This window comes from Chryseobacterium edaphi (assembly GCF_025628985.1).
Classification (GTDB): domain Bacteria; phylum Bacteroidota; class Bacteroidia; order Flavobacteriales; family Weeksellaceae; genus Chryseobacterium; species Chryseobacterium edaphi.
Genome location: NZ_JAOTEM010000001.1, coordinates 1,409,698 through 1,424,623, shown reverse-complemented (window position 1 = coordinate 1,424,623; position 14,926 = coordinate 1,409,698). Strand labels below are relative to the sequence as shown.

The following is a 14,926-nucleotide window of genomic DNA, read 5'->3' as shown; positions in this document are numbered from 1 at the left end:
ATAAATTTAAAAATAAATCATGATTATAGGAAAAGATATCATTGAACAACACAACAAAAACGAAGTTGAAAATTTCAATTCAGACTTCGCTTATTTATCAGATAAATTAACAAAATCAGGTTCGAACGTTTCTGAAATTGTTAACAAGATCGCTGATTTCCAGGTGGCAATTCCAAGCTGGGCTTTAGGTGCAGGAGGAACCCGTTTCGGAAGATTTTCTTACGGTGGCGAACCGGCTGTTTTAGAACAGAAATTAGATGACGTTGGATTGCTTCACGCACTGACTCATTCTGCTGGAGCGGTTTCTCTTCACATTCCATGGGATATTCCAAGTGATGTTAGTGCTTTGAAAGAAAGTGCGGCGTCTCACGGATTGATCTTCGATGCGATGAACTCAAACACATTTCAGGATCAGCCGGATGCAAAACATTCGTACAAATTCGGTTCTTTAAATTCTGTAAACGAAGATTCGAGAGCTTATGCTGTTGAACACAACAAAGAAGTGATCAGAATCGGAAAAGAATTAGATTCAAAAAGCTTAACCGTTTGGTTGGCAGACGGAGCGAGTTTTCCAGGACAGCTAAACTTCCAGACTGCTTTGTCCAACACTGAAAAAAGCTTAAAAGAAATCTACGCAGGAATGCCGGAAGACTGGAAACTGTTCATCGAATACAAACCTTACGAACCGAATTTCTACTCAACAACCATTCAGGATTGGGGAACTTCTTTCATGCTGGCAAACGCTTGTGGCGAAAGAGCTTTCACTTTGGTTGATTTGGGTCACCATTTACCAAACACGAATATCGAACAAATTGTTGCAACCTTGATGTACAAAGGGAAATTGGGTGGTTTCCACTTCAATGACAGCAAATATGGTGATGATGATTTGACAGTAGGTTCTATCAAACCTTATGCTTTATTCCTCATCTTCAACGAATTGGTGTACGGAATGGAAAATAATAAAAACAATCCTTATCCGGCATGGATGATTGACGCGAGTCATAACATTAAAGATCCTCTGGAAGATTTATTACAGTCTTTGGAAGCTATCTTAATTGCTTATGCTCAGGCACTATTGGTAGATCAGAAAGCTTTAAAAGAAGCACAACTTAATAATGATGTTGTTGCGGCGCAGGATATCTTGCAGAATGCATACAGAACAGATGTCCGTCCGTTGTTGAAAGCAGCAAGAATGCAGACTGGCGCGGCTTTAGACCCTATCGCTGCTTACAGAAGTTTAAAGGTGAGAGAAACCTTGATTTCTGAGAGAGGCTGGGCAAAAGCAACCGGATTGTAAGATCCGTTTTAATTTGATAATTACTTTCAGGTGCAATCGAAAGTTTAATTATATGTATCCTTATTTACCGTTGAGAAAAGAGTGTTTAGAAAATTAGGACTAGGCTTCGTTATTTAAGAAATCAGTGGATTTTTTTCTTAATTTTTCCTAATCACTAAACACTCCTTGATGGTTTTTTAAAATTATTAAATTTAAAATGATTTTAAACTATTTAAGAAGAAATATGTAAAAGTACTTTTCTAAAAGTATTTTTGTTAATAAAAAATCTTTTGTGACTTTGCTAAGTGGAACGCCTTTGTGAACTTAAAAACAGTCAGCTTGTCAAAAAAATCTTAGCGTACTTTGCGTTAAAAAATATTAGAACAATTCAAATTCAAATTCAAATTTTGAAAAAAAACTAATTCCCATTTATAATAAATCATTAAATTCATCTCAGGAATGTCCAAAAAAAAGGTAACCATCGTATTTGATATTGGAAAAACCAACAAAAAGTTTTTTTTATTTGATAAAAATTACAAAGAAGTTGTGCGTGAATATACCGAACTTCCCCTTACCACCGATGAAGATGGTTATCCCACAGAAGATCTTGCGGCACTCCAAAACTGGATCAAAGATAACTTCAATGCCATTCTCGATGATGAAAATTTTGAAGTAAAAGCCATCAATTTTTCTACTTACGGAGCGAGTTTTGTGCACCTCGATCAGAAAGGAAATGTTCTGACGCCTTTGTACAATTACACCAAACCGATGGATCAGGATATTCTTGATTTATTTTACGAAAAACATGGCAGCAAACTGAAAATTGCCCGCGAAACTGCATCTCCACAAACCGGAATGCTGAACTCAGGACTGCAGTTATTCTGGTTAAAATACAAGCATCCGGAAGTTTTCAAAAAAATCCGTTACAGTCTTCATTTACCTCAGTATTTATCGTATTTATTTACCGGAATTTGCGTTTCGGAATTTACCTCAATCGGCTGTCATACCAATTTGTGGGATTACGACAAAGCAGATTATCACGATTGGGTGTATGAAGAAGGAATCGATGCCTTGTTAGGTCCCATCGTTCCGACTTCCGCAAGCATTAACACGTCTTACAGAAATAAAAAAATTAAAATCGGCGTTGGAATTCACGACAGTTCTTCCGCGCTGTTGCCTTATATATTAAGTAAAAAAGAACCATTTTTACTGCTTTCAACAGGAACTTGGAGTATTTCTTTAAATCCTTTTAACGATGAAAGTCTGACGGATGAAGATATAGAAAACAATTGCCTGAATTATATGCGTATCGATGGAAAACGTGTAAAAGCATCCCGTTTTTTTATGGGAAATGAATACAAGATTCAGGTTGAAAAATTGTGTGCTTACTATGGAAAAGAGTATGGTTTCCACAGAGAAGTGCAGTTTGATCAGGATCTGTACCTGCGTCTGATGAAGAATAAAAATATCTATTTCCGTTTTGAAGGGATTATTTTAAAACGAAAAATGATTACCGCAACAGATTTAAATTCATTTGAAACTTTCGAAGAAGCGTATCACCAATTGATGATTGAATTGATGGATTTGCAGATTCATACCATTACCAATGCCATCGGAAATTCAGAAATAAAAAATATTTACATTGACGGAGGTTTCACAGACAATGATGTCTTTATGAAACTGATGTCTCACCATTTCCAGCATTACAATGTGATGTCAACACACTCTCCTCTGGGATCGGCTTTGGGTGCATCAATGGTAATTTCAAACAAAAAAATAGACGAAACTTTTTTACAGCAGCATTATCAGATGAAAGTGCTTCAGCCTTTAATTCTTAATTTATAAATTTTGTTGGAAGCTGGAAGTCAGATGCCGGTAATAAAAACAGTAATTTAGTTTTTAACATCAACATTAAATGTCCATCACCCAACATCCAACATCTAACAACAAATTATGTCCTTTCCATTTGATACCAACTACGCTTCCCTCGAATTGCTGATCGAAAAAGCAAAAAAGAAAATGCCCCGGTTCGCTTTCGAATATCTGGATGGCGGCTGTAACGAAAATATCAACCGCGACAGAAATACAAGTGAATTGAGAGATGTTCTCCTTCGTCCACAATATTTAAACAACAACTACACGGAAGCCAATATGGAAACGGAACTATTCGGCGTAAAATATTCCGCACCGTTCGGAATTTCTCCGGTTGGTCTGCAGGGTTTGATGTGGCCGAATGCTCCGGAAATTTTAGCTAAAGCAGCTTTTAAACATAATATTCCTTTTATTTTAAGTACGGTAACGACCAGCAGTATCGAAAGAATTGCTGAATTAACGGAAGGAAAAGCATGGTATCAACTCTACCATCCAAGAGAAGAATGGTTGCGTGACGATATTCTTGACCGTTGTGAAGCTTCTGGTTATGACGTTTTATGTGTTTTGTCCGATGTTCCGACTTTTGGTTACAGAGCAAAAGAAATTAGAAACGGTTTGGCAATGCCTCCGCAACTGAATTTCAGAAACGTTTCGCAAGCGTTGGCGAGACCTGAATGGTGTCTTGAAATTTTAAAACATGGCGTTCCGAGTTTTAAAACAATGGAAAAATACATGGACAAAAACATGAACGTGAAACAACTGGGACAGTTCATGAACTCTACTTTTTCCGGCAGATTAAATTCAGACAGAATCAAAGCCATCCGCGATAAGTGGAAAGGAAAGCTTGTCATCAAAGGTGTGGCTTCCGATGAAGATGCAGCCGAAGCGGTACGTTTAGGTTTCGACGGAATGATCATTTCCAATCACGGTGGAAGACAGCTGGATGCCGGAGAATCAACGATTGCGGTAGTAAAAGAGATCAGCGAAAAATACAAAGGTCAGATTAAAATCATGATGGATAGTGGCGTAAGAACCGGTCCGGATGTTGCGCGAGCTTTGAGTTGCGGCGCAGAATTTACCTTTATGGGAAGAACGTTTATGTATGCCGTCGGAGCTTTAGGTAAAAAAGGTGGCGATCATATCATTGAAATGCTGAAAATGCAGTTCAGACAGGTGATGGAGCAGGTTTGCTGTGATACGCCGAAGGAGTTGCAGAAGTTTAGGGTGAAGTAGGTTAGATCGGGAAGGTGGAAGAGGGATCCTGAAAGTTTTTTACGTTTTCATTAAAAGATACTTTATCTAAGTACAACTTTACAGAATGCGAACCATCAATTTTCAGATCAAAAAATGTCCTTATTTTGTAATGAATGAGAAGCTTAGTGAGCTTGTATAAGTGAAACGGCTTTGTGTAACTTAAAAGCAGATAGTATTAAAAATTCTTTGTGCACTTTGCGTTAAAATAAAATATTTTGAATAATCATACCAAAAAAATACAGTTCCATGAATTGTATTTTTTTTATTTGTATTAAAATAATAAGCACCGATTATAATGATAAATTTTTCTTGCCCCAGCCCTAAAGGGTGGAAAAATTATAACGAAATTTCAGGAAAATCACTTGCTTGAGAGTCGGGAAAGAATGATTTGTTTTATTCTGTTTTCAAGCTTTGCGAAGCAAATTTTATTTGCCTTTGCATTCTTAAAATTAAAACAGAATAAAATTAATCTTTGCGATAAAAAATTTACCGCATAAATTTAAAAGCATAGCTCATTTCACTTATCTTGTCAAACAAAATTCCATAATAACCATGAAAAAAATAATATCAATCCTCACAATAATCTACTCTGTATTTACCTTTTCTCAAAACAAAAAACAGGAATTACCATGGTCAAATGGAGCTCTGCAGGTCAGCTCTAACAACAGATATTTACAGCATAAAAACGGAAAACCATTTTTCTGGTTAGGAGAAACCGGATGGCTTCTGCCGGAACGTACTGATCGGGATGAAGTAGATTTTTATCTGAGTCAATGTGCAAAAAACGGATTCAATGTCGTTCAGGTACAGACCATCAATGCCGTTCCTTCTCATAACAAATACGGGCAGACTTCAATGACTGACGGTTTTGATTTCAGCAACATCAATCAAAAAGGCGTGTACGGATATTGGGATCACATGGATTACATTGTACAAACAGCCGAGAAAAACGGTATTTACATCGGGATGGTCTGCATCTGGGGCGGATTGGTAAAAGCAGGAAAAATGGATGTAGATCAGGCAAAAAAGTACGGACAGTTTTTAGCGGAACGGTATAAAGATTCACCCAACATCATTTGGTTTATCGGAGGCGATTTAAGAGGCGATATCAAAACAGAAGTTTGGGAAGCTTTAGCCAATAGCATAAAGTCCGTTGACAAAAACCATTTGATGACCTATCATCCTTTCGGTGCTACGAGTTCAGCAGATTGGTTTAACAGTGCCGGTTGGTTAGATTTTAATATGTTCCAGAGCGGTCACAGAAGATACGGACAGCGGAAAGGCGACGGTGAATCGAAAAAAATCGCCGATACCGAAGAAGACAACTGGAGATATGCCGAAAAAGCACTTTCGATGAAACCTTTAAAACCCATCATCGATGGCGAACCATCCTACGAAGACATTCCACAGGGACTTCACGATGCCAGCGAACCACGATGGAAAGATCATGATGTAAGAAGATATGCATATTGGTCGGTGTTTGCCGGTTCTTTTGGGCATACGTACGGGCACAATTCCATCATGCAGTTTTACAGACCAGGTCTGTCGCCTGCATACGGAGCTCAGCGTGCTTGGTACGACTGTCTCAATGACGCAGGTTTTGTGCAGATGCAGTATTTAAAAAATCTGATGTTGAAATTTCCGTACTTTGAAAGAATTCCGGATCAAAGTATTATTAAAGGCGAAATGGGCGAACGTTACGAAAGACTTATTGCTACCCGCGGAGCAGATTATCTGCTCGTGTACAATTACACCGGAAGAAATATGCAAATCGATTTGTCGAAGATCAGTGGAAAGAAGAAAAAATGTTGGTGGTACAATCCAAGAACCGGCGGGTACAAATACATTGGCGAGTCTGATGGAAATAAAATTGTACAGTTTACGCCTGATAAAGAAAATGGAGAGGCTAAGGATTTTGTTTTTGTGGCGGTGGATGCTTCGAAGGATTATTTGTGAACTCCGCAATTTTTTTAGAGGATGATTTGTCCGTTAAAATCAAATTTATATTTTCTGTTTTCCCAATCGGTAGCCAAAATATATTCATCAGTAATTACAAAAGTGTCGTAGCTATCCAATGTTGTAAAGACGTCTTTGCCAGCTTGTTGCCAAACAATTTTTCCGTTTTTGTCAAGTCTTGAAATTTCAAGTTCACCATGAATAATATAATCATCTTTGCATTTAAAAATTTCAAAACAAGTTGCTTGATCAGCTTTCGTTTGCCACAATAAACTTAATTCAGGAATTGATAAACAAAAAACAGTATCGGAGCAACAGATGATTATTCTGTCGGGTTCAATTATTGTCGAAGTTTCATGAATACCTGTTGATCCACCAGCGGAACCAATTGCTGCGCTTTTGATAAGTCTGTTTTCGTTAAAAATTTTAATTCCAAAAACTGTTGTAGGGTGATATTCAGATTCGTCTAAATAAGCAAAATCATATTGATGAATATTGTCAGCCGAGCCTTCGCTAAAAGTTGTGTCAGAGTAAATACTAATTTTATATTTTTCTGTTGTGTAATTTTTCATTAAATCTCACTAAAACAACTTGGTACTTTCTTTATTTTTTCTTCTCCGACTTCACTGCCTGCCTCGCCAACAATTTCCAGTCGTTTTTCACCTTTGTCCAGACCAGTAAAATATCCAAAGTCACATCACCCGGTTCCTTCCCCAAATCAGCAGTCGTTGCATAAAAATGATGACGGACAATCGCTGTATTTCCGACGATCTGTATGTTTTGTTTCGTAATATCAATCGTTAGAAAATCTGATTTTTTGCTGACCAGTTTTTCAACAAATTCTTTGGCATCATCGATATGACCTCCCGAATGTCCGTAAGTAAGTTCCGGTACAATTAAAGATTGCAGTGCGGATTTTTCACCACTTATCATCGCTGATCTCAGTTTTTCTGCAGCATCTGTTACAGCTTGGATATCATTTTTTTTCTGTCCGAAAACAGTGATTGCCACTAAAAAAGTCAGGGCGAATATTAATTTCTTGATCATTTTAATTAAATATTTTTGTAGAAATTTTGTAAAAAATTCCAATTTATTTTGAATAAATATTTGGACAATACTATTTTAAAGTATAATTACCATCAATCATCAATCATCAATCATCTATAGCGATTCTCTCTGAATAAATTTAAAAACATTATTCACCTGCTCCTTCTTATTTTTCAAAATCATATACGCAGCAGATTCTCCCATTGCCTTAAAATCAGTCGTAATCACGGTAATTCCCAGCAATTCTTTCAAAGGGGTTTCGTTGTAGGAAATAATTCCGATGTCTTCACCCAGTTTTAAATTTTTCTGACGGATCTGCTTGACCAGATTCACCAAATCACGCTCACGGATGGTGATGAAAATATCTTTGTCCTGGAGTTCCATGTCGGGATAAATTTCATCTAGAATTTCATAGTCGAGTTTAAAATCCCTGCAAAACTGCTCAAAACCGCGCACAATGCGGAAAGGGTAGGGATGAATGGATTTGTCAGGATAGACCAGAATAATCTTCTCGTACTTTTTAATTTTATCTAAACCTTCCTTCAGCGCATCATAAATATCATGCTCAAAATCCTGGAAAATTGAACCGTAATCTCCTGAAATATTAGGCTTTGTATTGTCTAAAAGCAACAATTTATTCTTTGGGATCTGTTCGATTATATCTAAAACTTCCTGTGTTGAACTCGTATGTTTCGACTGTTCATCACGGAAGTGAGGCATCACGACATAATAATCAAATCCACCAAGATTTTTTTTCAGCGCATTGATGAACAGCGTTTCGTCGCAGTGATAGATGTACATCTCCACATTGCCTTTGGTACCGATTGCATTGACGAAATAATTGTAAATCATCATTTTATACGTACTCGGCTTGTTGATCAGAAAGAAAATATTGATAATGTCGTTCTTGTTGATTCGGGAAATATAATAACCTTTTCCTTTTACAGATTCAATGATTTGTCTTTTGCGAAGCTCTTTGTAAGCTTTTTCCACGGTATCCCGGGAGAGAAAGCAGGATTCGCTGAGTTCATTGATTGACGGAATTTTTTCTCCGATTTTTATTTGCCCTCCATCAATTCCGTTCAGAATAGAATCTACAATCTGTTTGTATTTCGGAACTCTGGAGTTTTCATTGATGTTGATTTCTAATGTTTCGGCCATGATTTTTTACAGATAGGAAATGCAATTCAGTTAAAAAACAGCTAAAATCAAAAGCGATTAATAGCTGAAAACAAGATACAAAAATTTGAAGTAACAGATTCATGAATGTTTTTAATAATGTTGATAGTCTAAAACTGTTAATTATCAGTAGATTATGAAATTCCGAGTCATCTGATTAAAATTATGTAAAATTCCCATTTGCACCTTCAAGATTTTCAAAACCCTGAAAGTTTAGAATATTTTCCACCCTCCAACTCTCCAACTCTCCAACTCTTCTATTCTCCAACTCTCCAACAAAAAAGCCTGCCCCTTTCGGAACAGACTTTAGAAACTATATGAATGTGAAATTTTTAAGGCATCTTTTTAAAACCTTCTGCTTTTATTTTCCAGCTTCCGTCTTTCGGGAAGCCTGGAAATTCTCCTGTCGAAGCATCCCAACCTTCCAACATCATCGCAACAGTCGTCAAAACACCACCGTTTCCGGGAAGATAAATTCTAAGACGTTTGTCCTGGAAGTTATGTCCGTTTTTCAGATAGGTATTGGTTTGAATGTTCATAAACAAAGCATCCAAAGCCTTATTTGGAAGTCCAAGTCTTGCTGCGTTCATCGCCGTCATCGGGAAATCCCAACCCCAGGTATGTTCCCAGTTCCATCTTTCCCAAACGACATCCAGCGTGTTTTTCATAATTTTCTTATCCAGTTTCGGAGATTCAGGAACCATTCCTAATGCACCCAAAACTGCTGGGTGGTCGGTCATCCACTTGGGAAAAGTGAAAGAATCTTTCGCTGATTCTGTCGATAAATAAACGCCGTCCTGTACCGGAAGCGGAGCCAGTTTATTAATCACATCATCCCATTTTTTATCTCTCGGCTGACCCAATCTTTCCTTCCACTGCTGAGCGATTTTCAGCGACCAATCCCAATACGCCACCTCGTAAGTCGGGTTGTAAGTATCTTTTGCTGGAAAAACTTCCTGAGCCGGAATTACGCCTTTTCCTAAGTTGTAGCGGTTTTTCTCCTTGTCATAAGTTGCAAAATCAGCCATAAAATCAGCCGTCGCAAAAATCAAATCTTTATATTTTTCAAGAACCTTTTTGTCTTTGCTGTTGCGGTACAAAAGTTCGGTCATATAAATAATGTGTGGCTGTTCCCAAATCAAAAATGCAGCAACTGAGGACGGACTTTCGTTTCCTTCGTTATCCGACATTTTAATCCAGCGAACGCCTTTGTAACCCTGTCTTTCTGCTAATTTTTTAGCTTTATCAAATGACCTGAAATAATAATCCAGTTGCTTCTCCAAAATCTCAGGTCTTCCCCAAAGTGCAAAGTGAACACCGTGCCACCAATGCATTTCCGTATGCGGTTTTCCGTACCAGCTGTTGAATGTCAAACCTGTTTCCTGAGGCGGATTGTTTCCTCCACACTGAACTTTGGTTAAATATTCTGACAAAACAACTCTTCTCTCCAATTCATTGGCTCTTGGGTCTGTACTTCCTTCAAAATCAACAGCAGCACCGCTTTCCCAGAAGTTTTTCCAGCCAGAAGTACTTTCTTTTTCTGCATCCGCGAATAAAGTTCTGTTAGATTTTGGACTTTTAGCCGAAAACTCTACACTTAATTCAACGGTTTTGTTTTTCGAAGAAGGTTCGTAAACAAAGTAGTGTTTTCCAGCCTCACGAAGTTTTCCTTCCGTAAAATTGAATTGAGTATAATAATCTGTGCTTTGTAATTTGTGCTGAATCAAACCTTGCGTCGACTGTGAAGAAACAATTTTCGTGGTATGTTCGTTTTCTCTTCCATAAAATGCGGCATCATCCAAAAACTGTCCCGACGGATGCGGATATTTGGCAAAAACCTTAAGCTTGCCTTTCGCCACCAAATCAGATTCAATTTTCACCCCGATTTTATCTGAATTTTGGAAAGAAGCCGTCCATACTTTCACCGGAGTTCCTTCCAGAGAAAATTCGCTGGTGATAATTCCTGTCCATAAATCAATCTTCTGATTAACGTTGGTCAGGTCTGAAATTTTCGCTTTCTGACCGTCTTTTTTCATCAGTTCAATCCCAATATTTCCCAACTGCAAACGGTGTTGGTTCACACGGAAATATTCCACAGCACCTTTATTTCTTTCCGGTTCTTTGATTTGAACAGAGTACAAAGCTTTTCGCCCGTCGTTATTGAAATCGTAAGGCTTTAGAGTTTCCTCAAATTTATAATTCTCTTTATTCGGAAAGCTGTTCCAGCCCCATTCAGACTGTGTTCCGAGAGAAACACCGTTTTTGTAATATTCAGGAAACGACTGCATTCCGGTAATGTCAACCGTGTAGGCAAACTTTCCGTTTCCAACCGTAAAAGTGGAAAGCGTATCGGCTTTTGTGTTGACAATATTATGTCGCTGAACGACCTTTTTCCGGTCGATTTTCTGGGCATTCACTGAAGAAAATCCCATCAGGAAAATCCCTAGATATATTGTAATTTTTTTCATTACGCAATTAATTTTATTAGTTGATGATGTTTTTAACCGCAAAAGAGACAAAAGATTTTTATGTTTTCTAGACACTTAAAAGTCAGCAAAATGACAGTATTTAGATTCAACATTTTGCAAACTTTTGAATCACTTTTTTTCAATTATTTCTTTTGATGCTTTTGCGGTTAAAAGCCTTTTCATTATTTTATATTATCTTTCACGAATGCACAAATAAAAGTTTTTCTTCCATAAGAAAACATTCGTGCATTCGTGGCATTTTCTTCTATTTCAAAACCGTCGCACTCATCATTCCAATCACTACATCATTGCTCACAGCCGTTAATTTTATCAACTTTAATTCTTTACTCGCATCAATCGGCAAATCCAGAATTGTGGCAGAACCACCATCCACCTGACGGTCTGTAAACCCTTTGATACTCGAATATTTGCTTAAAGTTCCGCCTTTATATAATTCTCCGGTTTTCAGTTTCACTCGATATGGAATTTTGTCATCTGAAATTTCAAATGCGAAATTATCATCAAACAAATCCTGCTCAATCGGCCACCAGTTCGTCGGATTTTTCAGTTCTAATTCTGAAGTCGAACCGTCTGCATACTGAACCGTAATTTTTCCATTTACAATCTGCGACTGCATCGGATTCGTCGTTCCAGCCATCAGAAAATAAATTTTCTTTCCTTTTCCTGAAATTGGAATTTCTAAAGCATCCGAATAGTTATCCCACTGACTTACAAACGCAATGTTTCTATCGGTTTTATCAATTAAAAATGGAACTCCGAGAAACTCAACTTTGCCATTTTTTCTTTTGCTCATCAATCCGCTGTCATCGATTTGAGCGGTAATTAACGGGTAACACCAGTTTCCGATTCCCTGCCACGGAAGCTGTAAAGTCGGAACTTCCAATCTTGGTGAAAGGTATTTCTGATTGAAAATTTCGGTTACTTTTTCATTGTATTTTGAAGCCAAAGAAATGGAATTGAATTGACCTTTGTTTTCAATTTCCCAATCTGTGATTTCGATATTCTGTTTAATTCCGTTGTAATCAAGTACGATTGAATTGGTTCCTTTGCTCAAAACATTCGCAGGAATTTCAATAACTGTATTTTGATTTTTTTGAATCGAGAAAGTTTTATTTAAACCATTTATAGATAGCTTTCCATTAATTGGACTGGATGATTTCGACTGAATCTGCAATTTTTTATTCACCCATTTTGTCTCCAAAGGAAAACGAATGTCAACATTCACAGGTTGCCACCAAGTTGTTCCGTTTTGCTCGACCTGAACGAAGAAAGTTCCTTTTCTCTCTTCTTGCTTAAGTTCAAACTTGTGGTTAACCACCCCGTCTTCTCCCTTCGGTCGAATCCACCCCTCCAGAGGAGGGGAATTTTTGATTAGTCCTTGTGGGTCGTAGATATTTTTAATTTTCTTTTTTGAATCAAAATTCAACTGAAGATTTTCGGAAATATAATTGATGTAATCGGTTTGTTCGTTTTTCAGTTCTTCTCCGGAATAGTTGATTTCAATTTTAAAATCTTTTCCTTTCGTCGTTTCAAACTGAACAAATGGTTGCAGAATAGAATTCGGTTTAATCTTCCAATCCACTTTTTTACCGTTCACTTTCACCGATTTGATATTGGAATAATTCACAGGAATATGCATTTCCAGCGCCACCGGATTCTGATATTTTGATTTAAATAAATACTCGGTTTTTCTTGAAGTTCTGGTAAACTGATAATCCCAATCGGGAAGTTTCAGCTCGGCAGAATTCCAGTTTTTCGGGAAACCGGGTTTTATGCTGATTTTATTCTCCAGTAAATTCGGATAGACTCCGAAAAGTCCTTCCGTCAAAGTTCTGGACGCCACACCAATCGGGTCGGCAAAATCACGGTACAATTCTCCACGAAACGCGTCGTAATGAGAAAGCTGTTCGAAATTTCCCGGACTGATGCCGTAATACATCGATTCCACCAGATTTCCCTTCCAAAGTTGATACGCATCCTCAGTTCTTCCAGCTTGCCAATACGCCAAAGCGGTTTGTAAATTTTCTGCCAAAGCCACATTATTAATCGACCAGTCGTATGGTTGCCAAGTCGTAGTCGCCAAAGTAAAATAGTCTTTATTATCAGCACCTTTTACGGTAATCGGAATTTTTGGTGTGTGATGATTGATGTACTGTAAGTTTTGATAATCTTCAAATTCATTCAGAATAAACGCGTCGGAAACGTGATAAATCGACCAGATTCCCGGTTTGTCGTGAATGATTTGATTGCCCAAAGCATCTTTGTACTCAGCAAAATAACCTTTTTCTTTTATCCAAAGCTGGTTTTTCATTGCTTTTAAAATCGCATCTGCTTCCTGTTCGTAAGGCTGAGGATTTTCGCCAATGATTTTCGCCAGTTTTGCCATTTCACGGTTGGCTCTGTAATTATAGGCCGAAGTGTGCGTCACCTTTCCACCCGAATATTGAAGCGCATCACTCGCCCAAATTGCAGCATACGCATCATACAAATCGCCACGTTTGAAATTTCGTTTTTCCCAATCCATATGGCGAACCATTGTCGGCCACATTTTTTTCAGGAATTCTTTGTCTCCGGTGTAACTGAAGTGTGAAAACATCTGGTCAAAAAACACCAGATTCATATCGTAATGGTGCGGTTTTGTGTTGTCGTTCGGATTTCTGGAAATGTATCCGCTGGAAAAAACGGAAGTTCCCATTTTTTCTTCGTGTCGGGCAAGGTGACGTATCGTATCCATTTCTACGGGTGCAAAATCGGGTTTTAAAACTTGCGAATTTGCATAACTTTCAAAATGTTCTTTCGCTCTGTCGTGCCAGTTCAACGCATCGGCTGTGTAAGCTCCGCGCCACGCATTCAACCGCATTCTCCAGGCAACGGCGCCGTGAAGGAAGGTCGGACTTTCCCAAATTCCATCCGCTGCAACCGCTAAATTGGCTCCGAAATTATTTAAATCTGCATCCGGAGTTTTGAGCTGAATTCTGTTCGTTAATGTTAAACGGGATTTTTCAGCATCATTGAAAATGTTTTTCAAATCTTCATCTGAAAAATTCTTATCTGATTTTCCTTTCGCAACCTGAATGTAAACCGGTTGTTTTTGTGAAGAATACGAAGCGTAAACTATCGGAGATTTGTCTGTTTTATTTTGAGTAAATTCAGCCAGTTTTTCCAAAGTCTCAGCATCAGTTTGCTGTAATGAAGTGACATTAGAAAAACTTCCGTAAACGGTTTGAGTTTCTTTTTTCTTATTTAAATAATTAAGCTGAAACTGATTTTTATTGAGTTGAAACTGATTGTTCAGACAATATTCAGGTAACAGATAAAATCCGGATTCAGGGTCTGCACCTATGTCGCCGTTTCTGCTGAAAGTCGTTCCGCTCGCACCGCCGTAAACTGCATAGATTTTTGTGGAAGAATCTATATTCACAGTTTCCATTTTTAAAATTAAACCTTCTTCCTCAGCTTGTGCCAGAACGGTCAGTTTTAAAGTTCCGTTTCCGAGAATCGGGTCTTTGATTTCATACAGCATCGTTCCAGGTCGGTAACGCGTTTCAATTTTATCAGCCTGAATTAATTTCTTAATCGAATTTTCTTTTTGAATAACAAACTGAAGATTCCCGCCCATTCCCGGAAGATACAGCGCAAATTCAGGCAAATCTCCCGCTTCAACTCTCGATGCACGGTTGTCACCATACAAAGCCCGGTTGAATCTGTATTTTCCGTTGACCAGTAAAAAATCGCCTTTGTCTTCCTTGTAATGCAGTTCACGCTCATTATTCTGCCAATGTTTCGACTGGGAATAGGAAAGTGAGAATGCCGATAAAACCAGAAGTCCGGCGAAAATGGTTTTTCTTCGCAT

9 protein-coding genes are annotated in these 14,926 nt (G+C 37.9%); 4 read left to right on the top strand and 5 right to left on the bottom strand.

Going from position 1 to position 14,926, the window contains the following annotated elements; all coding sequences use genetic code 11:
- Positions 1–19 precede the first annotated feature (19 nt).
- From NZ698_RS06700 to NZ698_RS06685, 4 genes are all read left to right on the top strand, one after another.
- Positions 20–1,297: a sugar isomerase gene (locus tag NZ698_RS06700; protein ID WP_263002300.1), complete on the top strand. Its 1,278-nt coding sequence runs from the start codon at positions 20–22 to the stop codon at positions 1,295–1,297.
- Between the two features lie 438 nt (positions 1,298–1,735).
- Positions 1,736–3,121, top strand: coding sequence for an FGGY-family carbohydrate kinase (locus NZ698_RS06695; protein WP_191737267.1), 1,386 nt, complete (start codon positions 1,736–1,738; stop codon positions 3,119–3,121).
- Positions 3,122–3,229: 108 nt separating this feature from the next.
- Entirely contained in the window at positions 3,230–4,381 is a 1,152-nt protein-coding gene (locus NZ698_RS06690) for an alpha-hydroxy acid oxidase (protein WP_263002299.1), read from the top strand.
- A 573-nt stretch (positions 4,382–4,954) separates the two neighbouring features.
- Complete coding sequence (locus NZ698_RS06685; protein WP_263002298.1) at positions 4,955–6,358, top strand: glycoside hydrolase family 140 protein; 1,404 nt, start codon at positions 4,955–4,957, stop codon at positions 6,356–6,358.
- Between the two features lie 14 nt (positions 6,359–6,372).
- On the opposite strand, the gene NZ698_RS06680 is transcribed toward NZ698_RS06685, so the two are convergent.
- The 5 genes from NZ698_RS06680 to NZ698_RS06660 form a co-directional block, all read right to left on the bottom strand.
- The gene (locus tag NZ698_RS06680) at positions 6,373–6,930 is read right to left on the bottom strand and encodes a hypothetical protein (protein ID WP_263002297.1); all 558 of its coding nucleotides are present in this window, start codon (positions 6,928–6,930) and stop codon (positions 6,373–6,375) included.
- Between the two features lie 31 nt (positions 6,931–6,961).
- The gene (locus NZ698_RS06675; protein WP_263002296.1) at positions 6,962–7,405 is read right to left on the bottom strand and encodes a nuclear transport factor 2 family protein; all 444 of its coding nucleotides are present in this window, start codon (positions 7,403–7,405) and stop codon (positions 6,962–6,964) included.
- A gap of 114 nt (positions 7,406–7,519) precedes the next feature.
- Positions 7,520–8,566, bottom strand: a complete 1,047-nt coding sequence (locus NZ698_RS06670) for a GntR family transcriptional regulator (RefSeq protein WP_056076505.1) — start codon at positions 8,564–8,566, stop codon at positions 7,520–7,522.
- A 350-nt stretch (positions 8,567–8,916) separates the two neighbouring features.
- Positions 8,917–11,052, bottom strand: a complete 2,136-nt coding sequence (locus NZ698_RS06665; protein WP_263002295.1) for a hypothetical protein — start codon at positions 11,050–11,052, stop codon at positions 8,917–8,919.
- A 265-nt stretch (positions 11,053–11,317) separates the two neighbouring features.
- Positions 11,318–14,926 (bottom strand): DUF4450 domain-containing protein, encoded by a 3,609-nt coding sequence (locus NZ698_RS06660; RefSeq protein WP_263002294.1) that lies wholly within the window; start codon positions 14,924–14,926, stop codon positions 11,318–11,320.

Coding starts and splice junctions, on each gene's coding strand:
- NZ698_RS06700 (WP_263002300.1), top strand. CDS start 20: ATGATTATAGGAAAAGATATCATTGAACAACACAACAAAAACGAAGTT.
- NZ698_RS06695 (WP_191737267.1), top strand. CDS start 1,736: ATGTCCAAAAAAAAGGTAACCATCGTATTTGATATTGGAAAAACCAAC.
- NZ698_RS06690 (WP_263002299.1), top strand. CDS start 3,230: ATGTCCTTTCCATTTGATACCAACTACGCTTCCCTCGAATTGCTGATC.
- NZ698_RS06685 (WP_263002298.1), top strand. CDS start 4,955: ATGAAAAAAATAATATCAATCCTCACAATAATCTACTCTGTATTTACC.
- NZ698_RS06680 (WP_263002297.1), bottom strand. CDS start 6,930: ATGAAAAATTACACAACAGAAAAATATAAAATTAGTATTTACTCTGAC.
- NZ698_RS06675 (WP_263002296.1), bottom strand. CDS start 7,405: ATGATCAAGAAATTAATATTCGCCCTGACTTTTTTAGTGGCAATCACT.
- NZ698_RS06670 (WP_056076505.1), bottom strand. CDS start 8,566: ATGGCCGAAACATTAGAAATCAACATCAATGAAAACTCCAGAGTTCCG.
- NZ698_RS06665 (WP_263002295.1), bottom strand. CDS start 11,052: ATGAAAAAAATTACAATATATCTAGGGATTTTCCTGATGGGATTTTCT.
- NZ698_RS06660 (WP_263002294.1), bottom strand. CDS start 14,926: ATGCGAAGAAAAACCATTTTCGCCGGACTTCTGGTTTTATCGGCATTC.